This is a genomic window from Nonomuraea sp. NPDC049141 (assembly GCF_040648415.1).
Lineage (GTDB): Bacteria > Actinomycetota > Actinomycetes > Streptosporangiales > Streptosporangiaceae > Nonomuraea.
Genome location: NZ_JBEZDR010000001.1, coordinates 492,665 through 516,172 on the forward strand (window position 1 = coordinate 492,665; position 23,508 = coordinate 516,172).

The 23,508-nt window shown below is 71.2% G+C and carries 24 protein-coding genes; 11 read left to right on the forward strand and 13 right to left on the reverse strand.

Annotated features, from left to right (window positions below):
- Positions 1 to 57: 57 nt before the first annotated feature.
- From AB0B91_RS02280 to AB0B91_RS02310, 7 genes are all read right to left on the reverse strand, one after another.
- Complete coding sequence (locus AB0B91_RS02280) at positions 58 to 816, reverse strand: SGNH/GDSL hydrolase family protein (RefSeq protein ID WP_358313941.1); 759 nt, start codon at positions 814 to 816, stop codon at positions 58 to 60.
- Between the two features lie 103 nt (positions 817 to 919).
- A complete protein-coding gene (gene aroB / locus AB0B91_RS02285) occupies positions 920 to 1,996 on the reverse strand; it encodes a 3-dehydroquinate synthase (RefSeq protein ID WP_358313943.1) in 1,077 nt (358 codons plus the stop codon).
- Complete coding sequence (locus tag AB0B91_RS02290) at positions 1,993 to 2,493, reverse strand: shikimate kinase (RefSeq protein WP_358313946.1); 501 nt, start codon at positions 2,491 to 2,493, stop codon at positions 1,993 to 1,995. Before AB0B91_RS02290 ends, aroB begins: the two co-directional genes overlap by 4 nt.
- On the reverse strand, positions 2,490 to 3,671 hold the full coding sequence (aroC, locus tag AB0B91_RS02295) for a chorismate synthase (protein WP_358313949.1): 1,182 nt from the start codon (positions 3,669 to 3,671) through the stop codon (positions 2,490 to 2,492). Before aroC ends, AB0B91_RS02290 begins: the two co-directional genes overlap by 4 nt.
- Before the next feature lie 43 nt (positions 3,672 to 3,714).
- A complete protein-coding gene (locus AB0B91_RS02300; protein WP_358313951.1) occupies positions 3,715 to 4,350 on the reverse strand; it encodes an A24 family peptidase in 636 nt (211 codons plus the stop codon).
- A 9-nt stretch (positions 4,351 to 4,359) separates the two neighbouring features.
- A complete protein-coding gene (locus AB0B91_RS02305; RefSeq protein ID WP_358313954.1) occupies positions 4,360 to 4,887 on the reverse strand; it encodes an SseB family protein in 528 nt (175 codons plus the stop codon).
- A 98-nt stretch (positions 4,888 to 4,985) separates the two neighbouring features.
- A complete protein-coding gene (locus tag AB0B91_RS02310; protein WP_358313956.1) occupies positions 4,986 to 6,083 on the reverse strand; it encodes a ring-opening amidohydrolase in 1,098 nt (365 codons plus the stop codon).
- A 152-nt stretch (positions 6,084 to 6,235) separates the two neighbouring features.
- On the opposite strand from AB0B91_RS02310, the gene AB0B91_RS02315 reads away from it, so the two are divergent.
- From AB0B91_RS02315 to AB0B91_RS02325, 3 genes are all read left to right on the forward strand, one after another.
- Entirely contained in the window at positions 6,236 to 6,901 is a 666-nt protein-coding gene (locus AB0B91_RS02315) for an alpha/beta fold hydrolase (protein WP_358313959.1), read from the forward strand.
- 34 nt (positions 6,902 to 6,935) lie between these two features.
- Entirely contained in the window at positions 6,936 to 8,006 is a 1,071-nt protein-coding gene (locus AB0B91_RS02320; protein ID WP_358313962.1) for an FUSC family protein, read from the forward strand.
- Positions 8,007 to 8,108: 102 nt separating this feature from the next.
- Complete coding sequence (locus AB0B91_RS02325) at positions 8,109 to 9,206, forward strand: FUSC family protein (protein ID WP_358313965.1); 1,098 nt, start codon at positions 8,109 to 8,111, stop codon at positions 9,204 to 9,206.
- Between the two features lie 56 nt (positions 9,207 to 9,262).
- Here the strand turns inward: AB0B91_RS02325 and AB0B91_RS02330 are convergent, their stop codons facing one another.
- From AB0B91_RS02330 to AB0B91_RS02340, 3 genes are all read right to left on the reverse strand, one after another.
- The gene (locus tag AB0B91_RS02330) at positions 9,263 to 9,799 is read right to left on the reverse strand and encodes a carboxymuconolactone decarboxylase family protein (protein WP_358313967.1); all 537 of its coding nucleotides are present in this window, start codon (positions 9,797 to 9,799) and stop codon (positions 9,263 to 9,265) included.
- Complete coding sequence (locus AB0B91_RS02335) at positions 9,796 to 10,347, reverse strand: peroxiredoxin (protein WP_358313969.1); 552 nt, start codon at positions 10,345 to 10,347, stop codon at positions 9,796 to 9,798. The genes AB0B91_RS02330 and AB0B91_RS02335 overlap by 4 nt, the downstream gene beginning before the upstream one ends.
- A gap of 111 nt (positions 10,348 to 10,458) precedes the next feature.
- Complete coding sequence (locus AB0B91_RS02340) at positions 10,459 to 11,625, reverse strand: pyridoxal phosphate-dependent aminotransferase (protein ID WP_358313972.1); 1,167 nt, start codon at positions 11,623 to 11,625, stop codon at positions 10,459 to 10,461.
- A 25-nt stretch (positions 11,626 to 11,650) separates the two neighbouring features.
- Here AB0B91_RS02340 and AB0B91_RS02345 point away from each other — a divergent pair, with 25 nt between their 5' ends.
- The 7 genes from AB0B91_RS02345 to AB0B91_RS02375 are packed head-to-tail and all read left to right on the forward strand — an operon-like array spanning position 11,651 to position 18,467.
- On the forward strand, positions 11,651 to 13,381 hold the full coding sequence (locus tag AB0B91_RS02345) for an alpha/beta fold hydrolase (RefSeq protein WP_358313975.1): 1,731 nt from the start codon (positions 11,651 to 11,653) through the stop codon (positions 13,379 to 13,381).
- Positions 13,378 to 14,328: a DUF418 domain-containing protein gene (locus AB0B91_RS02350; protein ID WP_358313978.1), complete on the forward strand. Its 951-nt coding sequence runs from the start codon at positions 13,378 to 13,380 to the stop codon at positions 14,326 to 14,328. The genes AB0B91_RS02345 and AB0B91_RS02350 overlap by 4 nt, the downstream gene beginning before the upstream one ends.
- The gene (locus AB0B91_RS02355; protein WP_358313981.1) at positions 14,288 to 15,079 is read left to right on the forward strand and encodes a carbon-nitrogen hydrolase family protein; all 792 of its coding nucleotides are present in this window, start codon (positions 14,288 to 14,290) and stop codon (positions 15,077 to 15,079) included. Before AB0B91_RS02350 ends, AB0B91_RS02355 begins: the two co-directional genes overlap by 41 nt.
- 9 nt (positions 15,080 to 15,088) lie before the next feature.
- Positions 15,089 to 15,535 (forward strand): hypothetical protein, encoded by a 447-nt coding sequence (locus tag AB0B91_RS02360; protein ID WP_308127475.1) that lies wholly within the window; start codon positions 15,089 to 15,091, stop codon positions 15,533 to 15,535.
- On the forward strand, positions 15,532 to 15,930 hold the full coding sequence (locus AB0B91_RS02365; protein WP_358313984.1) for a hypothetical protein: 399 nt from the start codon (positions 15,532 to 15,534) through the stop codon (positions 15,928 to 15,930). Before AB0B91_RS02360 ends, AB0B91_RS02365 begins: the two co-directional genes overlap by 4 nt.
- Before the next feature lie 51 nt (positions 15,931 to 15,981).
- Positions 15,982 to 16,461, forward strand: a complete 480-nt coding sequence (locus tag AB0B91_RS02370) for a SigE family RNA polymerase sigma factor (RefSeq protein ID WP_358313987.1) — start codon at positions 15,982 to 15,984, stop codon at positions 16,459 to 16,461.
- A complete protein-coding gene (locus AB0B91_RS02375) occupies positions 16,458 to 18,467 on the forward strand; it encodes a hypothetical protein (protein ID WP_358313990.1) in 2,010 nt (669 codons plus the stop codon). Before AB0B91_RS02370 ends, AB0B91_RS02375 begins: the two co-directional genes overlap by 4 nt.
- On the opposite strand, the gene AB0B91_RS02380 is transcribed toward AB0B91_RS02375, so the two are convergent.
- Both AB0B91_RS02380 and AB0B91_RS02385 read right to left on the reverse strand, forming a co-directional pair.
- A complete protein-coding gene (locus tag AB0B91_RS02380; protein WP_358313993.1) occupies positions 18,464 to 19,954 on the reverse strand; it encodes a carboxyl transferase domain-containing protein in 1,491 nt (496 codons plus the stop codon). The genes AB0B91_RS02375 and AB0B91_RS02380 overlap by 4 nt on opposite strands.
- Before the next feature lie 70 nt (positions 19,955 to 20,024).
- On the reverse strand, positions 20,025 to 21,209 hold the full coding sequence (locus tag AB0B91_RS02385; RefSeq protein WP_358313996.1) for a CoA transferase: 1,185 nt from the start codon (positions 21,207 to 21,209) through the stop codon (positions 20,025 to 20,027).
- Positions 21,210 to 21,287: 78 nt separating this feature from the next.
- On the opposite strand from AB0B91_RS02385, the gene AB0B91_RS02390 reads away from it, so the two are divergent.
- Positions 21,288 to 21,821 (forward strand): AAA family ATPase, encoded by a 534-nt coding sequence (locus tag AB0B91_RS02390; protein WP_358313999.1) that lies wholly within the window; start codon positions 21,288 to 21,290, stop codon positions 21,819 to 21,821.
- A gap of 256 nt (positions 21,822 to 22,077) precedes the next feature.
- On the opposite strand, the gene AB0B91_RS02395 is transcribed toward AB0B91_RS02390, so the two are convergent.
- Positions 22,078 to 23,475: an MFS transporter gene (locus AB0B91_RS02395; protein WP_358314002.1), complete on the reverse strand. Its 1,398-nt coding sequence runs from the start codon at positions 23,473 to 23,475 to the stop codon at positions 22,078 to 22,080.
- Positions 23,476 to 23,508: the final 33 nt, after the last annotated feature.

Sequence of the window (23,508 nt, forward strand, 5' to 3'; positions counted from 1 at the left end):
GTCCGGGCGGATCTGCTTTCGCGGGTGGTCCGGCCTCCGTCCTAAGGTATGGGCCGGTCAGAGGGTCCACGGGGTGAGGTCGGGGCGTTTGGGGTCCAGGCCGTCGCCGGAGGAGGCGCCGCGGAGGCGGCGGGACACCCACGGCACCAGGTGCTCGCGGATCCACTGGGCGTCCTCGCGGCGCCTGGCGCGGGGGTCGAGGGTGCGCTCGGGCCACGCCTTCTGCCAGTCGTCGAACGGCACGCCCAGCACGTCCAGGACCCGGGCGGCCACCAGCCGGTGCCCGTCCTGGTTCATGTGCAGCCGGTCCTCGCTCCACGCCCGCCAGTCGCGCAGCCCCTGCATGGACCACTGGTCGACGAGCCGGCAGCCGTACAGGTCGGCGATCGAGCGGATGTGCAGGTAGAAGATGGCGAACCGGCCGCGCAGCCGCCGCATCACCGGTGTGTCGCGCGGGTCGACGCCGGTGAACAGCAGCACGTCGGCGCCGCTGGCCCGCAGCTCGCGCACGGCGCGGGCGAGCCGCTTGGCCATCAGGTCGGGGTCGCTGCCCGGCCGGAGCAGGTCGTTGCCGCCCGCGCACAGGCTGACCAGGTCGGGCGCCATCTCGACGGCGATCGGCACCTGCTCGGTGACGATCTGGTCGAGCAGCCTGCCGCGTACGGCCAGGTTCGCGTAGCGGAAGGACGGGTTGTCGGCCGCCAGCCGCTCGGCCACCCGGTCGGCCCAGCCGCGGTAGTGGCCGTTGGTGCCGGGGTCGTTCAGTCCTTCGGTAAAGCTGTCACCAAGAGCGACGAATGAGTCGTATTGCCTCATGACCTGCTGTTCATCTCCGCCGTGCCGTGGTGCTTCAGGACATCCGACTGTAGTGCCAACCCCGCCGCCACGCCCGGCGCCACCCCCAAACGAGCGAAAGGCGTCATCGGGCGACCGCCCGGTAGGCCGCCTCCAGAAGCTCCTCGGACGGGCCTTCCAGCCGTCCCGGCTTCGCCAGCCCGTCGAGGACGACGAAGCGCTGCTTGGCGCCGCGGTTCTTCTTGTCGAGGCGCATGTGGTCGCGCAGTTGCGGCCAGGCGTCGGCCCGGTAGGAAGTGGGCAGCCCGACCGAGGTGAGGATGGACCTGGTCCGCTCGACCAGGTCGAGCCCGATGCGCCCGTCGAGCCTCGACAGCTCGGCGGCGAACACCATGCCGATGGCGACGGCCTCGCCGTGGCGCATGCGGTAGTCCTCGGCCCGCTCGATCGCGTGGGCGAGCGTGTGGCCGTAGTTGAGGATCTCGCGCAGCCCGGCCTCACGCAGGTCGGCGCCGACGACGTCGGCCTTGATCTGGATCTTCCGCTCGATCAGCTCGCGGGTGTGCGGCCCCTCCGGCGTGGCGGCGGCGTCGGGGTCGTCCTCGACCAGCATGAGGATGGTCGGGTCGGCGATGAAGCCGCCCTTGATGACCTCGGCGAGCCCGGCCACGTAGTCGGCGCGCGGCATGCTCGACAGCGTGCCCAGCTCGCACAGCACGCCCGCCGGGGGCAGGAAGGTGCCGACGAGGTTCTTGCCTTCGGGTGTGTCGATGCCGTTCTTGCCGCCGACCGCCGCGTCGACCATGGCCAGCAGCGTCGTCGGCACCAGCACCACCTGGACGCCGCGCAGCCAGGTCGCGGCGATGAACCCGGCCAGGTCGGTGGTGGCTCCCCCGCCGACGCCCACGACGGCGTCGGATCGGGTCACGCCGTAGCGGCCGAGGGCGGACCAGAGCTCGGCGGCCACCTCGACCGACTTGGCCCGCTCGCCGTCGGGCACGGGGAGCTCCACCACGTCGTATCCGGCGCCGGACAGCGCCTCGCAGACCGGGCGGGACAGCTCGGGCAGGCCCGCCGGGTGGATGACCGCGACCGTGCGTACGCCCGGCTTGAACAGCCCGGCCAGCTCCGGCAGCACCCCGGTGCCGATCACCACCTCGTACGGGCTGTCGCCGCGTACGGTGATCCTGGTCGCGGTCATGACTGGAGGCCCTTCATGATCTCTTCGGCCAGCTCGGCGGGCTCGCGCTTGTCGGTCACGACCGTCAGGACGGCGAGCCGCTCGTAGATCGGGCGGCGCTCCTCCATGAGCTTCTTCAGCTGGCTGCGCGGGCTGAGCACGAGCAGCGGCCGGGCGGAGGCCAGGCCGACCCGCTGGACCGCGTCGGCCAGGCCCACCTGGAGGTAGACGACCGGGTGGCCGGCCAGCAGCGCCTGCGCCTCCTCGTTGAGCACCGCGCCGCCGCCGAGGGACAGCACGCCGTCGTGCTCGGCCAGCGCCTGGCGTACGGCCTGCAGTTCGAGCTCGCGGAAGCGGGCCTCGCCCTCTTCGATGAAGATGTCGCCCACGGGCTTGCCCGCGACCGCCTCGACGTCGGCGTCGGTGTCGCGGAAGGTGACGCCGAGCAGGTCGGCGAGCAGGCGGCCGAGGGTGGTCTTGCCGGACCCCGGTGGGCCGATGAGGACGGCCTTCGTCATTTGATCACCATCGATGAGAGGTAGCCGGACAGGTTGCGGGCGACCTCCTCGACGGAGTCGCCCCCGAACTTCTCGAGCGCCGCGTCGGCCAGCACCAGCGCGACCATGGCCTCGGCGACGATGCCCGCGGCCGGGACCGCGCAGACGTCGGAACGCTCGTGGTGCGCCTTGGCCGCCTCGCCGGTCAGGACGTCGATCGTGGCCAGCGCCCGCGGGACGGTGGAGATGGGCTTCATCGCGGCGCTGACCCGCAGGATCTCGCCGTTGGTCATGCCGCCCTCGACGCCGCCCGCGCGGTTGGTGATGCGCTTGACGCCGTCGGCGGCGGTGTATTCGATCTCGTCGTGGGCGCGCGAGCCGGGCCTGCGCGCGGTCTCGAAGCCGTCGCCGACCGCCACGCCTTTGATCGCCTGGATGCCCATGAGCGCCCCGGCCAGCCGGGAGTCGAGCCGCCGGTCCCAGTGGGTGTAGCTGCCGAGCCCCGGCGGCAGGCCGTAGGCCAGCACCTCGACGACGCCGCCGAGCGTGTCGCCGTCCTTGTGCGCCTGGTCGATGACGGCGACCATCGCGGCGCTGCCCTCGGGGTCGGCGCACCTGACGGGGTCGGCGTCGATGCGCTCCAGGTCGTTGGGGCCGGGCAGGTCTTCGGTGGGCGTCTGGGCGCCGCCGATGGAGGTCACGTGGCTGACGATGTCGACGCCGAGCGCCTGCTTGAGGAAGCGCCTGGCCACCTCGCCGAGCGCGACGCGGGCCGCGGTCTCGCGGGCGCTGGCCCGGTCGAGGACCTGGCGGGCGTCGTCGAAGCCGTATTTCTGCATCCCGGCCAGGTCGGCGTGGCCCGGCCGGGGGCGGGACCTGGGCGCGTTCCTGGCCAGGCCTTCGAGCTCGGCCGGGTCGACCGGGTCGGCCGACATGACCTTCTCCCACTTGGGCCACTCGGTGTTGCCGATGCGGACGGCGATCGGGCTGCCCATGGTGCGGCCGTGCCGGACGCCGCCGGCGATCGTCACCTGGTCCTGCTCGAACTTCATCCGGGCGCCGCGGCCATAGCCGAGCCGGCGGCGGCGCAGGGCCTCGTCGATGGCGGCCGTGGTCACCTCGACCCCGGCCGGCAGGCCTTCCAGAACGGCAACGAGCTCAGGGCCGTGGGACTCTCCGGCAGTCAACCAGCGCAACATGCGTACAAGTCTTCCACGTGCCGCCTAGTGGGATGTCCGGCGTTCACTGGCCGAGACAGAGCGCCGTGAACGCGCCGAGCAGCATGAACGGGCCGAAAGGGAACTGCGTGTCGCGAGTGGCGCGTCTGGCGACGAGCAGGGCGATGGCGTACAGGGCGCCTAACAGCTGGCCGCCGACGGCCGCGACGACCCACGCCTGCCAGCTCATCGCCGCGGCCGCCATGCCGATCAGCCCCGCGAGCTTGACGTCGCCCAGGCCCATGGCCTCCGGCCTGGCGAACCAGAGCACGGCGTACGCGGCGGCCAGCGCCAGCGCGCCCAGCAGCGCCCTGGACAACTCTCCCGTGGGGAGCAGGGTCAAGGCCAGGATCGGGTACGACGGCAGGGTGATCACGTCCGGTAGCCTCGTGGTCCGCCAGTCGATGATCGCCAGGGCCGTGCCGATCAGGGCGAAGTAGACGTACGGCAGGCCCGCGCGCCAGGCGACCAGCGCGGCGACGGCGGCGGTGGCCACCTCGACGGTGGGCGGCCAGCGCGGCACGGGAGCAGTGCGCACCAACGCGTCCAGGGCGGCGTGCGCCTCTTCGCGGGTGTCGAAGGGGTTGGCCACGAAGCAGTCGGCAAGCGTCCTGACGTAGCGGCCGACGATCAGGCCGAGCAGCGCCACGAGTGCTACCACCCGCCGACCCTACTTCCTGGTGAACCAGCGGCGCTTGCGTTCCGGCTCGACGCGGGCCACGGTCGCGCCGGAGAGCTGGTCGAGCGTGCCGGACTCGACGGCGGCGAGCGCTTGCAGCACCTCGCCCTCGATCACGAACGGCACCGGCCCCGCCACGTCCACCACGACCGCCGCGACCCGCTCACCGGCGGCGGCCCGGCAGACCTGGAGCAGGCCGGCCTGGATGGGCCGGGCGTCGGGCCGCCACCTGGCCAGGGACTCGGCGCCGGTGAAGGCCGGCACCGCCTCCCTGCCGTCCTTGCCGACCAGTTTGGGGAGCGCCATCTCGCTCTCCTTCTCCTGGCGCAGCCCGTGCTCGCCCACCTCCGACTCGGTCAGCAGAGCGACCACGGGGACCAGGAGCCGGGCGCCGGTCAGGGCGTTCAGCACGTCGGTGGCGTCCGCCGCGCCTCGCTCGTAGGAGGCCAGGGCGGCGGCCACGGCGGGCGCGGCCGTGCCGTCGTCGCCGGGGTCGAGTGGCTGCGGAATGCTGGGCACAACCCTCGACACTACCGGCGGCGGCTCACGGCCCGGCCCGCGACGCGGCCCGCGACCCGGCGCTCGACCGGACGCAACGCGGGCCGGCGGCAGGTTCGCTATCCCAGGTCGGCGATGGCGGCGACCGGGCCGCCGCCCGACGGGCCCTGGTGGACGGCGGCGACCGAGACGAACACCGCAGGGTCGCCCGTGACCGCCGCCGCGACTCCCCCGACGGTGGCCTTGATCTGGCGGTGCCAGTGCACGTCGGAGTCGTCGAGCATGATGTTGCGCCGCCCCCTGACCCGGCCGGACGGGTCGGCCTCGCACTTCATGAAGACGTTCACCAGGCGGTCGCCCAGGTCGCTGTGGTGCGGCCGTTCGGGGAGCGGAAGCCCGGAGTCGCGGATCGCGTCCCAGATGCCGTCGGCGTCCAGGGCGTCGCGCATCACGCCGTGACCGATGCGGTAGCGCCCGCCGATGCCCCGGACGTTGCCCACCAGCACGATCTGCGCCCGGTCCAGCTCGACCCCGGACGAGCACGAGGCCACCGAGGAGTACAGGGACAGGTCCTTGTGGATCTGGTCGGCCCGCGGCATGTCGATCTCGCCGAGGGCGACGGCGATGCCGAGGGCGGTGGTGGAGTTCGACAGGTCCATGGAGGGGCCGGTCTCCTCGATGGCGGTGTCCTGGCCGCGGCTCTTGGCCTCGGTGATGGTGGCCAGCGTGAGCAGCGGCGTCTTGGTCTGCACGTAGTGGACGTCGCGCGGGTCGTCGATGCCCGCGATCTTCATCGCCTCGCGTACTCCCGCCGCGACCTTCTCCACCATCGCCGGGCGGCCGATGTCCTCCGGCAGGATCACCTCGCTCATCGCGACCCCGACCGACACCCGCGGCTCATCAGACTGGGGAGCGCGCGCCGGGTCGGTGGTGGCGAACACGGTCGCGTGCGGGCTGAGCACGCCGTCCGTCCCACCGGACCACACCAGGGGTACGGTCTCCGGCGCCGGATGCCCCTTGGCCGCGAGCACCTCACGGAAGGCCCGATCGGCCAGGATGCGGGTGTAGTCGTTCACGCCCCCGTTGCCCTCGGTCTTGCCGACCACCGCGAGCACCCGGCGCGCCTCGATCACCCCGTCATCGATCAGCCGAGCCAGGCCGGAGGCGTCCGTCACGCTCTCGATCGGCACCTTGCGCACTTCTATCGGATCCGGCATCACAACCCCTGTTCGGCTATTCGGCGGCGAGCCCGCGGAACTCCCAGATGTACCCCGGCGGCCCGCAGGACACGCTATCCACCAGCGAATCGGCCTTTCACCGGCAATGTCTGCCCAACGTGGCGGGCGGCCTCGGCGATAGGGTCACCGGTGTGATTCGCGAAGCACACGTCAACGGGATCAGGCTCGTCTATCGCGAGGAGGGCGACCCGGCCGCTCCCCCGCTGGTGCTCATCCACGGACGGACCGCCAACCACAACGACTGGAACGGCGTCACCCAGCACTTCGCCGCCCGCTATCACGTGATCGCCCTCGACCTGCGGGGTCACGGCGCCAGTGACTACCCGGGCACGTACGCGCTGCCCGACATGGCGCGGGACGTCGTCGCGCTGCTGGACGAGCTGGGGTTCGATCGGGCGACGCTGGTGGGGCACTCGCTGGGCGGCGCGGTGGCCTATCTCATCGCCATGACCTGGCCCGATCGCGTCGAGCGGCTGGTCCTGGAGGATCCGGCCCCGCCGTACGCGATGACGGATCGTCCGCCGATCGTGGAGGACGGCGAGTCCCCCGGGTTCGACTGGCGGATGGTGCACGAGACCGAGCGGCAGTTCCTCGCGCCCGATCCGGCGTGGGCCGCGGGGCTCGCCTCGATCACCGCGCCGACGCTGGTGGTGTCGGGCGCCAGCCATCTCGACGTCGAGCGGGTGGCGACGGGGATTCCGGGGGCCAAGCTGGTCACGATCGCCGTCGGGCATCTCATCCACGTCTCCGCGCGCGAGGCGTTCCTGCGGGCCGTCGACGACTACCTGGCCGATTGAGCGTCCCAGCTTGGGTAGGCAAGGGTTCGTGCAAGTGAAGAAGCGCCTGAACAGGCTGGCGCTGATGGCCCCGACGGTCGGGCAGTGCGCCGTGGGGGCCGCTCTGGCCTGGCTGGTGGCCAAGAACGTCCTCGGGCACCCCAGCCCGTTCTTCGCCCCGATCGCGGTGATCCTCAGCATCGGCGTGGGTCTCGGGCAGCGCCTGCGCCGGATGGTCGAGATGGTCGTCGGGGTCAGCGTGGGCGTAGGCGTCGGCGACCTGCTGGTGTCCTGGATCGGCTCGGGCGCCTGGCAGATCGCGCTCGTGGTGGCACTGGCGATGGCCGTCGGCGTCCTGCTCGACAGCGGATCCCTGATCGTCCTGCAGGCCGGGTCCTCGGCCATCCTGGTCGCCACCCTGCTGCCCCCCTCGGGCGTCGGCGGGCTGAACAGGATGCTCGACGCGCTGACCGGCGGCGTCGTGGGGATCATCGCGCTGGCCCTGCTGCCGGCCAGCCCGTTCACCCTCGTGGCCAAGCAGGCGTCGGGGATGTTCGAGGCGCTGGCCCGGGCGCTGCGGCAGATCTCGGAGGCGATCGAGAAGTCCGACCCCGGCCTGGCGGCCAAGGCCCTGGACGGCGCGCGGAGCACCCAGGCGAACGTGGAGCAGTTCAAGCAGGCGCTGGCGACCAGCTGGGAGATCGCCACCATCTCACCGCTGCACCGGCACGGCCGTTCCCGGCTGGACGGGTACGAGACGGCCGCCGTACCGCTCGATCACGCGGTCAGGAACGTCAGGGTGCTGGCCCGGCGGGCCGTCGCGGCTCTTGAGGGGCAGGACCCGCCGCCCGCCTGGATGCCGGACGCGCTGCGCGAACTGGCCGACGCGACCCTGCTGCTCCGGCAGGAGCTGGCCCACGGGCAGGAGCCGAAACGGGCCCACGACGCGATCCTGGCGGTGGCGGGGCGGCAGGGGACGGAGCGGTGGGGGTTCTCGGCCAGCGTGATGGTCGCGCAGTTCCGGTCGATCGTCGTGGACCTGCTCCAGGCGAGCGGCGGCGACCGCGAGCAGGCGGTGGCCGCCCTCCCGCCCCTCGACACGCCCGGCGATCAGGACATCCCCTAACCGTCCGACACCGCCGGTGAAGGGCGCTTTCCGGATGCTCAGCGGAGCCGCAAATCCGGGCAATGTGACCTCAATGTCACAAGGATCCGCCAGGGTAGAGGGGTGCGAACGAAGCTCAGCGATCATGTACGGGAACGGCTGAGCGGGTTCGGCATGATGGCGCCCTCCATCGCGCAGTGCGCGGTGGGCGCGGCACTCGCCTGGACGGTCGCCATCCATCTGCTCGGCCACGCCCGCCCGTTCTTCGCGCCGATCTCCGTGTTGATCTGCGTCGGTGTGGGGCTCGGGCAGCGGCTGCGCCGGGTGGCCGAGCTGGTGGTGGGGGTCAGCCTCGGCGTCGGTGTCGGCGACCTGCTGGTGTCCTGGATCGGCTCGGGCGCCTGGCAGATCGCGCTGGTGGTCGCGCTGGCGATGACCACGGCGGTGCTGCTGAACAGCGGCGCGCTCTTCGTGGCGCAGGCCGGATCGTCCGCGGTGCTGGTCGCCGCCCTGCTGCCCACGAACGGCGCCGGGGGCTTGGACCGGATGGCCGACGCGCTCACCGGCGGCCTCATCGCCGTCGCCACGGCGGCGCTGCTTCCCGCCAGCCCCTTCACGATCGCCGCCAAGCACCTGTCGGGCGTGCTCGACGCGCTGTCCACGGTGCTCGAACGGGCCGCGGAGGCGATCGAGAAGCGCGACGTGGACCTGGCCGCCGAGGCGCTGGAGGAGGCCCGCACCACCCAGGCGGCGGTCGAGGAGTTCGAACGGGCGGTGGAGACCAGCAAGGAGATCACGCTCATCTCACCGCTGCACTGGCACCGCCGTGCCAGGCTGGCCAGGTACGAGACCGCGGCCGTGCCGGTGGACCTGGCCCTGCGCAACGCCAGGGTGCTGGCCCGCCGGACGCTGGCGGCGCTGGGCGAGACGAGCCCGCCGCCGACCTCGCTGGCCGAGGCGATGCGCGAGGTGTCGGAGGCGGCACTGCTGCTCCAGCTCGAACTGGCGGCCGGCCGCGAGCCCATGCTGGCCCGGCAGGCGCTGCTCGCCGTCGCGGCGCGGAAGCGCCCTGAACGGCTGGGCTTCTCGGCGCACGTCATCATCGCGCAGCTGCGCTCCATCGCCGTGGACCTGCTCCAGGCGACCGGGATGGACCACGAGGCGGCGACGGCGACGCTGACCTCGCTGGACGCGCCCCACGACGAGGACGCGAAGAACTGACCCGTGGCGGAGGTGGACACCCGGAGAGCCCACCTCCGCCACGGAGGTCCCAGGCGTCAGGCGGTGAGCAGCGCCGCCTCGGCGTCGAGGGTCATCGCGGTGGCGTTGACCACGGCGGCCACCCGCAGCGCCTCCTGGATGCGGTCGCGGGGCAGGCCGGAGCCGCGCAGCACCTGCTCGTGCGACTCCAGGCACCGGCCGCAGCCGTTGATCGCGGAGACGGCCAGGCACCACAGCTCGAAGTCGGCCTTGTCCACGCCCGGATCGCCGATCACGGTCATCCTGAGCCGCGCGGGCAGCGTCGCGTACGTCTCGTCGCCGATGAGGTGGACGGCCCGGTAGTAGACGTTGTTCATCGCCATGATGGAGGCGGCGGCCTTGGCGGCCGTGAACGCCTCGGCCGACAGCCGGGCGGTGGCCTCCTCGGAGACCGCGGCGATGACCAGCCCGGACCTGGTGGCCAGCGCGCTCGCCAGCACCGTGCCCCACAGCTGCCGGCCGGTCAGCGACGAGGTGGTCGTGACCGAGCTCAGGTTGAGTCTGGTGTCCTTGGCGTAGTCGGGCAGCGCCGCCTTCAGCTCGTCGATGCTCACCGAGCCAGCAGCCCGCGCGCGTCGAGACCGGCCTCGCCCTTGCTCCAGTTGCAGGGGCAGAGCTCGTCGGACTGCAGGGCGTCGAGGACCCGCAGGACCTCCTGGACGTTGCGGCCCACGGAACCGGCGGTCACCATCGTGAACTGGATCTCGTCGTTCTGGTCCACGATGAACGTCGCGCGCTGGGCGACGCCGTCGTCGCCGAGCACCCCGCACGCGGCCGACAGCTCGCGCTTGACGTCGCTCAGCATCGGGAACGGCAGGTCACGCAGGTCGTCGTGGTGCTTGCGCCAGGCGTGGTGGACGTACTCGGAGTCGACGGAGACGCCGAGCACCTGGGTGTCACGGTCGGCGAACTCACGGTGGAGCCGCCCGAACTCGGCGATCTCGGTCGGGCAGACGAAGGTGAAGTCCTTCGGCCAGAAGAACACGACACGCCACTTGCCCTCGTAGCTCTTGTGGTCGATCTCCGCGAACGCCTTCCCGGGGTCGAGGGCGACGCAGGCGGTGAGCTCGTACTCGGGGAAGCGGTCACCGACGGTGAGCAACGTTTCGTCTCCTTTAGGAGGTGATCCCAACTCAGTGAGGCGCCGCCAACCCTAGCCCAGCTGGGCTCATTTCTCTCTGTAACCGATCAGATTCACTTTCGTGAGGGACGTCTAGGCCGACAGCCGCTTGAGGCGCGTGACCGCCTCGTCGATGACCTCGTCCTTCTTGCAGAACGCGAACCGGACGAAGTGCCGTCCCCGGTCGGGGTGGTCGTAGAAGACCTGCGTCGGGATGGCCACCACCCCCACCAGCTCCGGCAGCCGCCGGGTCAGCTCCAGCCCGTCGCTGAAGCCCAGCGGGCGGATGTCGGTCTGCACGAAGTACGTCCCGGAGGGCCTGAGCACCTCGAACCCGGCCGTGGCCAGCCCGTCCATCAGCCGGTCCCGCTTGTGCTGCAGCCCGTCGCACAGCGCCGACACCCACTCCAGCTCGTTGCGCAGGCCGTAGGCCACCGCGAGCTGCCACGGCGCACTGGCGGTGAACGTGAGGAACTGCTTGACCGTCTGCACGGCCGTGATCAGCGCGGCGGGCGCGCAGATCCAGCCCGTCTTCCATCCGGTGACGGAGAACGTCTTGCCCGCCGAGGAGATCATCACCGTGCGCTCGCGCATGCCGGGCAGCGTCGCCAGGGGGATGTGCTCGACCCCGTCGAACGTCAGGTGCTCGTACACCTCGTCGGTGATCGCGATCAGCCCGGCCTCCTGGCAGAGCTCGGCGATGGCGGTCAGCTCGGCGCGGGTGAACACGGTCCCGGTCGGGTTGTGCGGGGAGTTGACGAGGATCGCCCGGGTCCGCGGAGTGACGGCGGCGCGTAGTTCGTCCGGGTCGAAGGTGAAGCGTCCCTCCACGGGGCGCATCGTCACCGCCACCAGCCGCGCCCCGGCCAGCGCGATCGAGGCGGCGTAGGAGTCGTAGTACGGCTCGAACGCGATCACCTCGTCGCCCGCCTCGCACAGCGCCAGCACGCTGGCCGCGATCGCCTCGGTGGCGCCCACCGTCACCAGGATCTCGCCGTCGGGCGCGTAGTCCAGGCCGTAGTGCGCGGCCCGGTGCTCGGCGACGGCCTGCCGCAGCTCCGGGACGCCGGGGCCGGGTGGGTACTGGTTCGCGCCGGACACGATGGCCTGCACCGCCCGGTCCAGCATCGCCGCGGGGCCGTCGGTGTCGGGAAACCCCTGGCCCAGGTTGATCGACCCGGTCTGTACGGCCAGCGCGCTCATTTCCGCGAAAATCGTCGTACCGAAAGCGCGCATCCGAGATACAAGTGGTTCCGTCACGGCCCCAGACTATTAGTCTCCTCCTGTGATCACTCGGCTCCTGCTGGCGCTCATCCTGTCCGTGCCGCCCGTCATGGACCCGGGCGGCGCCGAGAAGAGCGCGTGCCCCGTCGCCATGCCCGATCACACGACCTGCGGTTTCCTGGTCGTTCCCGAGCGCAGGGACACGCCGGGCAAGACCATCAAGGTCGGCTACGCCGTGCACACCTCGACGGCCAAGGACCGCAAGCCCGACCCGGTCGTCTACATGAGCGGCGGCCCGGCCTCGGCGTCGATGCAGTTGACGGGGTTCCTGAGCCAGATGTTCCCCGACCGCGACGTGGTGACCGTGGAGCAGCGCGGCAGCAAGTACTCCCAGCCGACGCTGGGCTGCCCGGAGACGGCCGAGGCGATGCTGGACCGGCTGCGCCGGCCGTCGGCCGACGTCGGCGCCGCCGCGCTGACGTGCCGGGAGCGGCTCCGGCAGCAGGGCGTGGACCTGCGCGGCTACACCACCAAGGAGATCACCGCCGACGTCGTCCAACTGCGCAGGACGCTCGGCTACCCCACCTGGAACCTGTTCGGGGTCAGCTACTCGACCCGGGTCATGATGGACGTGGCCGCCGCCGACCCGGCGGGCGTGCGATCGGTGGTGCTCGACTCGTACCTGCCGGAGAACGTCGGCTGGTACGACGACGCCGACCGCAACCTGACCGACACCGTGGCCAAGCTCGGCCTGCGCGCCCCGTTCGAGGCGATGGTGACCCGGCTGAACGCCCGCCCCGCCCGGGTGCCGACCACCGACCCGCTGCTCGGCACCGGGTTCACCGCCCGGCTGACCGGCGACGACGTGGCGACGATCATGGCGGAGGCGCTGCACGAGGCCGACGTGATCGCCGTGGCGCCCGCGCTGATCGACGCGCTGGGCAAGGGCCACGACGAACTGCTGCGCCCGCTGGCCGACGCGGTGGGTGACGCGCTGGTCTCGCACGAGTTCGGGCTGTATCACGCGGTGCAGTGCCAGGACGAGGTCCCGTTCAACACCTTCACCACAAAATCCCGACTTTTCACCGTAAACAGTGACAAAGCGGTGTGTGATGCTTGGAAGCTTCCCAAGTCGGCGCCCGTCAACGCCACGACCAAGGCCCCGGTGCTCGTCGTGGGCGGCCAGTACGACCCCACGACCCCGACCAGGACCAGCGAGCCCGCCGCCAAAGCCCTCCCCAACGCCCGCTTCGTGGAGTTCGCCGGCACGGGACACGCGGTGTTCCTGGTCAACGGCTGCGCCCGCCGCCACATCCTCGCCTTCGTGGACACCCTGTCAGGTGGCGCGGCGACCCCGGCCGCCGCTCCGTGCTCACCCGGGCAGGCCGCCGTCTTCCCCCGGCTGGACCCAGGCGACGTGCGGGTGACCGGCGCCGCCTACCAGATCTCGCTGTCCCCCTGGCTGGCCGCGCCGCTCGCGCTGTTCGCGCTGGTGTCGCTGATCCAGTTCGTCACCGGCGCGCTGAAGGGCCGGGCGCTGGCCGCCTTCGCCGGGCTGGCCGGGACGGCGTTCACGGGGCTGACCGGCGCGGCGGTGTGGAGCCTGGTGAAGGAGAACGAGACCGCGCTGGCCGTCGGCCTGCCCGCGTCGGCCTGGCCGTACACCTGGGTGGCGGTGGGCTCGGCCGTGCTGACGCTCGGCGCGCTCGCCCGGCGGCCGGGCTGGCCACAGGCGGTGTCAGCAGTAACGGCGGCCGGATTCCTCGTATGGTGGTTCGCTTGGGTGCTGTGAGCCGTATCCGAGAGCTCGACGCGCTCCGCGGCTTCGCGGTGTGCGGCATCATGCTGGTCAACACCTGGCAGCACGCCGTGCACGACCCCAGGAACGGCATCGACTGGACCCTTGAGGCACTGTCCCAGAGCCGGTTCTACCCGATCTTCTCGCTGCTGTTCGGCATCAGCTTCGTCCTGGTGCTGGAGCGGGCCGGACGGTGGGTGCTGCTGAGCCGGCTGTTCTGGCTGCTCTGCTTCGGGCTGGTCCAGCACGTGTTCTACAGCGGCGAGGTGCTGACGGACTACGCGGTGTTCGGGGCGCTGGTGCTGCTGCCCGCCTCGTTCCTGGCCGGGGGGCCGCCCCTGCTGATTCTCGGAGCGGCCGCGGTCGTGTGGGCGGTGTGGGTCGGGGCGGGGCCGATTCTCATCCCGGCGCTGTTCCTGCTCGGCATGGCGCTGATGGAGTCGCGCCCGCCCGGTCGGCTGCTGCTGCCCGTCTTCGCGGTCAGCGCGCTGGCCTCCGCCCTGCTCACCGCCGCCTGGTTCGTCACCCGCGCCCCGGGCGCTCCCGGCAACTGGACCCTCTACAGCGTCGCCGCGCTCGCCGGAGCCACCGCCTACTCCACCGGTCTGCTGCTCGCGCTGCGGGCCCGGTGGGCGGCGCCGCTGTCGGCGGTGCTGGAGCCGCTCGGGCGGATGGCGCTGACCACCTATGTCTCCGGCACGCTGGTGATCGCCCTGACGAGTCACCTGCTCAAGACCGACCCGACTCGCCTCTCGGTGCTCGCGGTCACGACTGCGACGCTGGCCGTACAGATTCCGTTCAGCGTGTGGTGGCAGTCGAGATACAGGTACGGCCCGCTCGAGTGGATCTGGCGATGCCTGACCTGGTTTCGACGGGTGCCCAACCGGTTAGAGTCGGGCCGTGACCAGAATCGCCCTCTGCCAGATCCCGGTGTCTCCTGACCCGTCGGCCAACCTCAAGAGGGTCCGCGAAGCACTCGCCAAAGCGGACGGCGCCGAGCTGGCGATCTTCCCGGAAGCGACGCTGACCCGCTACGGCAGCCGCATCACCGAGCTGGCCGAGCCGCTCGACGGGCCGTTCGTCTCCGGCGTGGCCGAGGCGGCCCGCGAACACGGCGTCGCGGTGATCGCCGGCGTGTTCGAGCCGGGCCCGGACCGGGTGCACAACACCGCCGTGGCCATCGACGCGCAGGGCGCCATCCAGGCCGCGTACCGGAAGATCCACCTGTTCGACTCGTTCGGCGCGAAGGAGTCCGAGCTGGTCGCCCGCGGCGCCGAGCCGGTCGTGGTGGAGCTGGCGGGGCTCCGCGTCGGGCTGATCACCTGCTACGACGTCCGCTTCCCCGAGCTGGCCAGGGCCCTGGTCGACCAGGGCGCCGAGCTTTTCGCGGTCATCGCCGCATGGGGGTCGGGCCCGCTCAAGGAGGACCACTGGATCACGCTGGTGCGGGCGCGGGCGCTGGAGAACACGATGTGGACCGCCGCCGTCGGGCAGGCGCCCAATCCGGCCGAGTCGAGTGACGGATTCGGGGTAGGCCGCAGCATGCTGGTCGATCCGCTCGGCGTGGTCCGCGCGGACCTGGGCACCGGCCCGGGCATCCAGGTCGTGGAGGTGGACCCCGAGGTGACCGCCTCGGCCAGGACCGCCCTGCCATGCCTGGAACATCGCGTACTAGGTGTCAAGCGATCGTAAAGTGGAACAGTGAGCAGAACGCAGATGCAGAAGGTCGTCCCGCCGCGTCTGCTCGTGCCCTACCTTTCAGGTAAACGCACGGTCATCTCCGGCTACGTCTACCGGTTGCAGGACTGCGCCCGGCTGACGACTCCCAGGCAGCTCTACTACGGACTCGACCTTTCCTTCGAGGGATCGGAGCTGACGGCGGACGTGCCCGAGCTCTATGTCATGCGCTGGTACGCCCGCGACGCCGACACCTACGCCGTCCCGTACGGACCTCATATGGGCGGCGACTGGAGCGACGCGCCACCGTTCGCCGGAAACGGGTTCACCACCTCACGCGACCACGTGATCCCGCAGTTCCACACCACGCCGATCCCCATCCCCGCGGGCGCGGAGATCGTGCACATCACGCCCGAGCAGGAGCGCCCCTTCGCCGCCTACGACGGGCTCACCTGGCGGCCCGCCACATGAGCGACGACATCACCCCCGTGGCCTCCGGCTTCGTCGCCCGCTTCGCCGAGCGCACGCTGCCCGCCGCGCTCGGCCCCGACAGCGACCAGGTGGTGCTGTTCAGCGAGGAGGAGCTCGACGGGTTCGAGGCTGGCTCCGGCGGCTACTGGCGGCGCTCGGTCGACCGCTCCGAGCTCGAATGGCTGGTGCTGATCCGCACCGTGGGCGCGTTCGGCGGCGAGCCGTGCATCGTGCTCGACGAGGACGACGACGGCCTGCACATCGCCTACACCGGCCACAGCGGCATGAAGGCGGAGGCACTCGGCTACTGGATGGTCGACCACGGCGCCTACGAGGTCGTGGTGCCCCGCGAGGAGGTCTTCTCGATCCGCGTCGAACGGATTCCGGTCACCTAGTCAACCGACACCCGCCTTGGGTGTCTCTGTACTGTGATCGACTCCTCCACCATGGCGCAGCCGTCATTCGCCGAACTGTTCGCCGCCCACTACCAGCCGCTGGTACGGCTGGCGGGCCTGCTCGGCGCCGACGACCCGGAGGACATCGCCCAGGAGGCGTTCTCCCGGCTGCACGTCAGACGGCTGCGCGACGACGGGGCCGCGGTCGCGTACCTGCGCACGATCGTCTGCAACCTCACCCGCAACCGCCTGCGGCACCTCAGGCTGGTCCGGTTACGCCGCCCCGATCCTCCAGAGCCGCAACACAGCAGCGAGCACGCGGTGATCGTCGCCGAGGAGCACCGCGAACTGCTGGCGGCGCTCGACCGCCTCCCGCGCAGGCAACGCGAGGCCCTCGTCCTGCGCTACTGGCTCGACCTGTCCGAACGCGAGATCGCCGACGTCATGGGCGTCTCGGCCGGTTCGGTCAAGACCCACGCCAGCAGAGCCCTGGCCGCGCTGGGCAAGGCGCTGAAGGAGGAGGACCAGTGAGCGATCTGGAAGCACGGCTGCGCGCGGCCCTCGAAGCCCGCGCCCAGACCTTCCCGGCCAGTCCGAACGCCTGGCTCGACGTCCAGCGCCGCACTCCCCCGCCGGTGCCCCGCGGGCGGTGGCTGCTCGCCGCCCTGCCCATCGCCCTGCTCGCCGTCTTCGTCCCCTTCCTGCTCAACGGGGGCCTGGGCCGGAACAGCGCGAACGATCCCGACGGGGTCTACAAGCAGCTCATGGAGGGCAGGACGGCAGCCGGTGAGGAGGTAGTGGTGAACGACCCGGCACAGGGCAAGCCGCTGCGTCTGTGGTTCGCCCGGGACCGGGTCGGAGCCCCCCTGGTGTGCTACGTCGCCCAGCCCGTGGACGGCGATCCCTTCGGCTCGTGCCACGACCTGCGAGTAGCCGAGATCATGGAGCGCAGCGGCACGTACGAGGGCTCCACCCGGACCGACACCCCGTCCGCCTACGTGGACTACGGCGTGGCCCAGACCGACGTGACGAAGGTCACGGCCGTGCTGACGGACGGCAGGCGGGTGGAGGCGACCCTGCACCGGTCCGAGGGCGCCCCGATGGTCATCTGGACGCTGGCGCTGTCGGCCCAGGACCGGGTGTCCAAGGTGCAGTTCGCCGACGCCAAGGGCAGGCAGGGCTCGGACATGTCGCACACGTACCTCACTCACGAGAGCAGCAGGGGCACGCCGATCGGCCAGGCGATACGGCTGCCCGGCGAGGTCACCATGCGCCCCTACGACTTCAAGGTCCTGGGCCGCAGGATCTTCTGGTTCCGCCAGGGCAAAGAGCTCGGCTGGATCAACCTGGACACGAAGGACCCGACACCTGACCCCGTGCCGATGATCTGGTCCGAGGAGGGCCTGATCTACACCGCCACGAGCAGGGACACCGCCAAGATCGTGCTGACGACCGGCTCCGACGCGCCGATCACCTTGGTGGGCGTCCCGGATCCGTGGGACCTCGACCGCAACCTGTTCACCCTCGCGCACCTCGCGCCGCTCGACTGGACCGCCGGCGGCCGGGTGGCGGGCTATGACGCCGCGGGCAAGCAGCTCTGGCGCAAGGACTACCCGCGTCGTACCGGGCAACCGAAGTCGAGGTTCAAGCGGACCAGCGAGCCCATCACGATCCCCGGGACCGACGACTTCACCAACGGGCCGGTACAGATCTTGTTCGGCACCTACACCTACAAGGGCCGGGAGAACGACCTGCAGCTGTGCGCCACCGGTGGCACCTACCCCGAGGGCGCCCCCCAGCTCAGTTGCTCCAGTGTGAAGTCCGAAGCCCCGTCCGGCTCGTTCTCCAGCAGCAAGGTGCAGACCTACCTGCCGCTGCCGGGCAGTGTCGTCGCCTTCGGCACGGCCCAGGACGACTGGCTGTCCGTCGACGCGGTGCTGGAGGACGGACGACGCCTCCCGGCCACCCTGATGCGCGGCAAGGACCTGCCCGCGCCCGTGTGGTGGGTCAAGTATCCGCGCGACGCCAAGATCGGCGCCTTCGCGTACAAGGTACGTGGCAAGCAAATCGAACAGCTCGATCGGCACCGCGAATGGTGCTGGAGCGACAACAAGCCCCTGGACGCCGGCCACGTCTTCGACGGCGGGCTCACCGCCAACCTGCACGACGGCGCGTGCATCAAGTGGTGGAAGAACGGCAAGGAACAGCCCAGCTCCTTCCAGCCCGCCCCAGGCGGGAAGCTGAGCGACCTGATCGCCGCCCCGGAGCTGCCACTGAAGTGGTCGGCCAACAAGGGGCAGTGGTACGGCTTCACCGTGCCCGGCACGGCCAAAGTCGACATCACGCTCAAGGAAGGCGGGCGCGCCACCGCGAACACGGTGCCCGACCCGTGGGGGCAGGGCGTGCTGCTGTTCGCCGGGCCGGCGCCCGAGGCGGCCATCAGGCAGGGGCTGTTCTGGCCGGGCGTGCGGTTCACCGGCTACGGCGCCGACGGCCGCGTGCTCTGGACGTACGAGCCGAAGGGGCTGGACTACTAAGCGCCCAAGCTACGGAAACGGGCCTGGCGGGCCGCACGACGGTCCGCCGGGCTCCGCGCCAGCAACCCGGCGATCTCGTACTCCAGCGCCCGCCCCACCCGCTCGCAGAACGCGCGCGGCTCGTACGCGGCGTCGGGCACCTCCGGGATCACCCGGTCGACGATCCCGTTACGCCGCAGGTCGGTCGCGCGCACCCCCTGCAACTGGGCGATCTCCGGCGCGAAGTCCACACTGCGATACAGGATCGCCGAGGCGCCCTCCGGCGGCAGCGGCGACAGCCACGCGTGCTGGGCGCACAGCACCCGGTCGGCCGGCAGCAGGGCGAGCGCCGCACCGCCCGCGCCCTCGCCGAGCAGCAGGCACACCGTCGGCGCGTCGAGCATGACCAGGTCGGCCAGGCAGCGGGCGATCTCCGCGGCCAGCCCGCCCTCCTCGGCCGCCTTCGACAGCGCCGCGCCCGGCGTGTCGATCACGGTGACCAGCGGCAGCCCCAGCTCGGCGGCCAGCCGCATGCCACGCCTGGCCATCCGCAGCCCGCCGGGGCCGAGCGGCGAGCTGGGCCGCGCCCTGCGCCGGTCCTGGCCGAGCACGACGGCCGGCGCGCTGCCGAACCTCGCGAGCGCCAGCACCAGGCCCGGCTCGTTCTCGCCCGCGCCGTTGCCGGTGAGCGGGGTCACGTCCGTGGCGGCCAGCTTGAGCAGCGTGCGCGCGCCGGGACGGTCGTCGCGGCGCGAGCGGGTGATCGCCTCCCACGCCTCCACCGGCCGCAGATCCTCCTCAGGCGGCTCACCGGCGACCAGCCCGGTGCGCTCGGCGCACAGCACGTTCAACGCGCTGATCGCGATTCCCCGCGCGTCGCCGGCCGACACCACCGCGTCGACCAGGCCGTGCTCGTGCAGGTTCTCCGCCACCTGTACGCCTTCGGGGAACGGATAGCCGTGCAACGACTCGAACACCCGCGGCCCGATGAACCCGATCAGCGCCCCCGGCTCCGCGGCCGTGACATGCCCGAGCGACCCCCACGACGCGAACACCCCACCGGTCGTCGGATGCCGCAGATAGACCACGAACGGCAGGCCCGCCGCGCGATGCGCCTGCACCGCCGCGGTGATCTTCACCATCTGCACGAACGCGAGCGCGCCCTCCTGCATCCTGGTGCCGCCCGAGGCGGGCGCGGCCAGCAGCGGCAGCCGCTCACGGGTGGCCCGCTCGGCCGCGAGGACGACCCGCTCGGCCGCCGCCACCCCGATGGACCCGGCCATGAACGAGAACTCCGAGACCACGACGGCGACCCGGCGCCCGTCGAGGAGGCCCTCCCCGGTGATGATCGACTCGTCGTAGCCGGACTTGGCGCGGGCCGTGGCCAGCTCGTCGGCATAGGAAGAGCCCGGCGCCACCGGATCGGCGGGCGGCGCGTCCCACGACTTCCACGATCCCGCGTCGAGGACCGTTTCGATCAGCGTGCGCGCGTCCGGACGGCTCACCATGGCTCCCTACTATCCGGCGATGTTGCAATGTTGACGCACGAGAGTGCCCGCCGGTGCCACCTGATCCGCATCACCCCTCGCGCTCTTCGAGCCAGCCGAGCACGGCGTCGCCGTCCTGGCCGAGCGCGGGCGGCGCGGTGTGCACCACCTCGGGACCGTCCTCTGGGCCGTTCTCTGCTGGGCCGTCCTCGAAGCGCAGGGGCGGGCCCGGCAGTTCGATGCGGCCGAGTACGGGGTGGTCCACCTCGATCACCAGGCCCTGCGAGCGGGTCTGGTCCCAGGAGTAGACCTCGTCGATCGAACGGATCGCGCCCGCGGGCACTCCGGCCTCGCCCAGCCTTGCCAGCCAGTGGCCACGGTCGTGCGCGGCCAGAGCCTTCTCCATGTCGGCGATCAGCTCATCCCGGTGCGCAAATCTCTCCCTGTTTGTCGCATATTTAGCCATATTTGGATCTATGTCCAGTAGGGCCGCGACCTTCTTCCACTGACCGTCGTTGGCGGCGGCGATCTGCAGCATCCCGTCGGCGCAGTGGAAGGCCCCGTAGGGGGCGATCGAGGCGTGGTGGTTGCCGTTCGCGCCAGGCACCTGACCGCCCACGGTCCACGCGGTGCCGTGGTAGGAGTGCACCCCGGTGACGGCGGCCAGCAGGGAGGTCCGCACCACCCGGCCCTTGCCGGTCCGCTCACGCTCGTAGAGCGCTCCGGCCACGCCGTACGCGCCGTGGATGCCCGCCAGCAGGTCGGCGATGGACGCGCCGACCCGGTACGGCTGGTCGGGCGAGGGGCCGGTCAGCGACATCAGACCGGCCTCGCCCTGGGCGATCTGGTCGTAGCCCGGCCGCCCGCCCTCGGGCCCGTCGTGGCCGAACCCGGTGATCGACAGGATGACCAGGCGCGGGTTGAGCTCGTGCAGCCGCTCGACGGAGAAGCCCAGGCGGTCGAGCACGCCGGTACGGAAGTTCTCGATGAGCACGTCGCTCTGCCGTACCAGCCGCTCGACCAGCCGCTTGCCCTCGGCGGACTTCAGGTCGATGGCGATGGACTGCTTGTTGCGGTTCGCCGCCAGAAAATAAGTGGAAATATCGTGATCCGGCCCGACAAAAGGCGGTCCCCAGCCCCGAGACTCGTCACCCCCGTCCGGATGCTCCACCTTGATCACCCGCGCGCCGAGGTCACCGAGCATCTGGGCGGCATGCGGACCCGCCAGGGCCCTGGACAGATCCAGCACCACAATGCCACCAAGGGGTCCGGACAAGGTCAGCCTCCAGAATCGCGTTCGTGGCGAAAGAGTATTCTTTCAGGCTTCGTGTTCTCCTCACCTACCCTGGGAGCCGTGAAATCGCCCGCCCGCCGCATCCAGGCACTCGATCCGTCGTGCGGGCCGGTCCGCCTGGTCGCCGTCGACGGGCCCGCCGGGTCCGGCAAGACGACGTTCGCGGGCGAGCTGGCGGCCGAACTCGGCTGCCAGGTGGTGCACAGCGACGATTTCCCCGTCCCGTGGGACGAGGGTCCCGGCGGCTGGTTCGACGCCCTCGACACGCAGGTGCTCCGCCCGCTCCAGCGCGGGCTCCCGGGCGCGTTCCGCCGGTATGACTGGGTACGCGGTGAATACACCGACCTGATCACCGTCCCTGCCGCGCCGGTCCTGATCATCGAAGGTGTGGGGACGGCCCGCAGGTCGGCGGCTCACCTGTTGGCGTTCACCATCTGGGTGGAGGCTCCCGAAGATGTGCGGCTGCGGCGGGTCGTCGAGCGCGACGGTCCTGAGCTCGAACCCCGGTGGCGGGCCTGGTTCGCGACCGAGCAGGAATGGTTCGACGCCGACGACACGCGGGCGCGGGCGGATCTGGTCAACGTCAACTGTTGATCTCTGTTGCTTCGGGTCTCATCGGCGCTCGTGCGAACCCGGTCGCGGGCTACCACGCCACCGGGTTCGGCGGGCCGTCACGTGCGGGTCAGAGGCTGTCTCCCTGGTTGACGAGGCAGATCGTAGGACCCCACGTGCTGCGGCAGCACCGCGTCCACACCGTGAGCGTGCACCTGCGGCGCGAGCGCAGCTCTGCCTGGGTGGACGGAGCGAGCCCGACCGGCGCCACGGAGCTGTTGCCGACGCCGCTCGGTTCTCACGTCGCCGCGGCTTCAGGATCGAGCCCGGGTCGCGTGACCGTCGCCTCATCCGGCTCGGCTTCGGGCGCCCGCAGCAAGAGGCCGGCCGCGAGCGTCACGACCGCGGTCCCCGCCATGTAGGCGGCGATGCCGATCCAGCCGCCGGACGCCTCCAGGATCGATGCGGCGATCGCGGGCGCGAAGGCGACGCCCCCGATCGTGCCCACGGTGAAGCCGATCGACATGCCGCTGAACCGCAGCGGAGTCGGGAAGACCTGGGAGAAGTACACGGGGAACACCGCGTAATTGGCCGAGTAGCCGAAGAACAGCAGGCCGAACCCGAGCAGCATCAGCCCGTACTGGCGGGTGCCCAGCAGCGCGAACCACACGAACGGCAGCACGATGAGAGAGGCCGCCCCGTACAGGAACAGCGGGCGGACGCCGATCCGGTCGCCGATCCTGCCGAACAGCGGCACGCAGACCAGGGCCACCACCCATGCGGGAAGCAGCACTCCGAGCGTCGCCCCCGTGCTCATCCCGAGCGCCGCCTTGCCGTAGGTGAGCGCGAAGACCGACGTCATCGAGGACACCACGCCCGCCGCGATCGTCCCCAAGGCCACCAGGACCACCCGGCCGCCGCAGCGGCGCAGCACGTCCACGATCGGCAGCTTGCGGACCGAGCCCTGGTCCTTGGCGGTGGCGAACTCCGGGCTTTCCCCCAGCGTCATCCGGATGAGCAGGCCGACGATCACGAGCACGGAACTGAGCAGGAACGGAACCCGCCATCCCCAGGACATCAGCTGTGTCTCGGGCAACTGGCTCACCAGGAGGAAGACGCTGTTCGCCAGGATCATGCCCGCGGTCGTCCCCGTGTTGATGATGGACCCGAACAGGCCCCGCCTGTGCGGTTCGGCATGCTCGACGGTCATGAGAACGGCGCCGCTGTACTCGCCGCCGAGCGAGATGCCCTGAATGATGCGGAGAGCGACCAGCAGCACCGGTGCGGCGAGCCCGATCTGGGCGTAGGACGGCAGGAGGCCGATGGCCGTGGTCGCGGCGCCCATCAGCGTCAAGGTGATGACCAGGATCGTCTTGCGGCCCACGCGGTCGCCGAGGTGGCCGAAGATGAGCGCGCCGACCGGGCGCGCGACGAAGCCGACCCCGAAGCTGGACAGCGAGATCAACGTGCCGACCACGGGGTTCGTCGCGGGGAAGAAGATCTTCGCGAACAACACCGACGCCGCGAAGCCGTAGAGGGCGAAGTCGTAGTACTCGACGGTGGTGCCGATCCAGCTGGCGAGGACCGCCTTGGCCGGCTGGCGCCGCGGTGGAATGGGGGCTGACATGGGGGTGCCTCCGAGGTTCGGGCTGAAGTCGTTCGGCAGATACCGCACCTGCTCTGAGATTGCGACCAAGGGTGTGCAGCCTGGCCGATCGAATCAATCCGG

Excerpts from the sequence above, each read along its gene's own strand:
- AB0B91_RS02280 (WP_358313941.1), bottom strand. The coding sequence starts at position 816 with ATGAGGCAATACGACTCATTCGTCGCTCTTGGTGACAGCTTTACCGAA.
- aroB (WP_358313943.1), bottom strand. The coding sequence starts at position 1,996 with ATGACCGCGACCAGGATCACCGTACGCGGCGACAGCCCGTACGAGGTG.
- AB0B91_RS02290 (WP_358313946.1), bottom strand. The coding sequence starts at position 2,493 with ATGACGAAGGCCGTCCTCATCGGCCCACCGGGGTCCGGCAAGACCACC.
- aroC (WP_358313949.1), bottom strand. The coding sequence starts at position 3,671 with ATGTTGCGCTGGTTGACTGCCGGAGAGTCCCACGGCCCTGAGCTCGTT.
- AB0B91_RS02310 (WP_358313956.1), bottom strand. The coding sequence starts at position 6,083 with ATGCCGGATCCGATAGAAGTGCGCAAGGTGCCGATCGAGAGCGTGACG.
- AB0B91_RS02365 (WP_358313984.1), top strand. The coding sequence starts at position 15,532 with ATGAGCGACGACATCACCCCCGTGGCCTCCGGCTTCGTCGCCCGCTTC.
- AB0B91_RS02370 (WP_358313987.1), top strand. The coding sequence starts at position 15,982 with ATGGCGCAGCCGTCATTCGCCGAACTGTTCGCCGCCCACTACCAGCCG.
- AB0B91_RS02380 (WP_358313993.1), bottom strand. The coding sequence starts at position 19,954 with ATGGTGAGCCGTCCGGACGCGCGCACGCTGATCGAAACGGTCCTCGAC.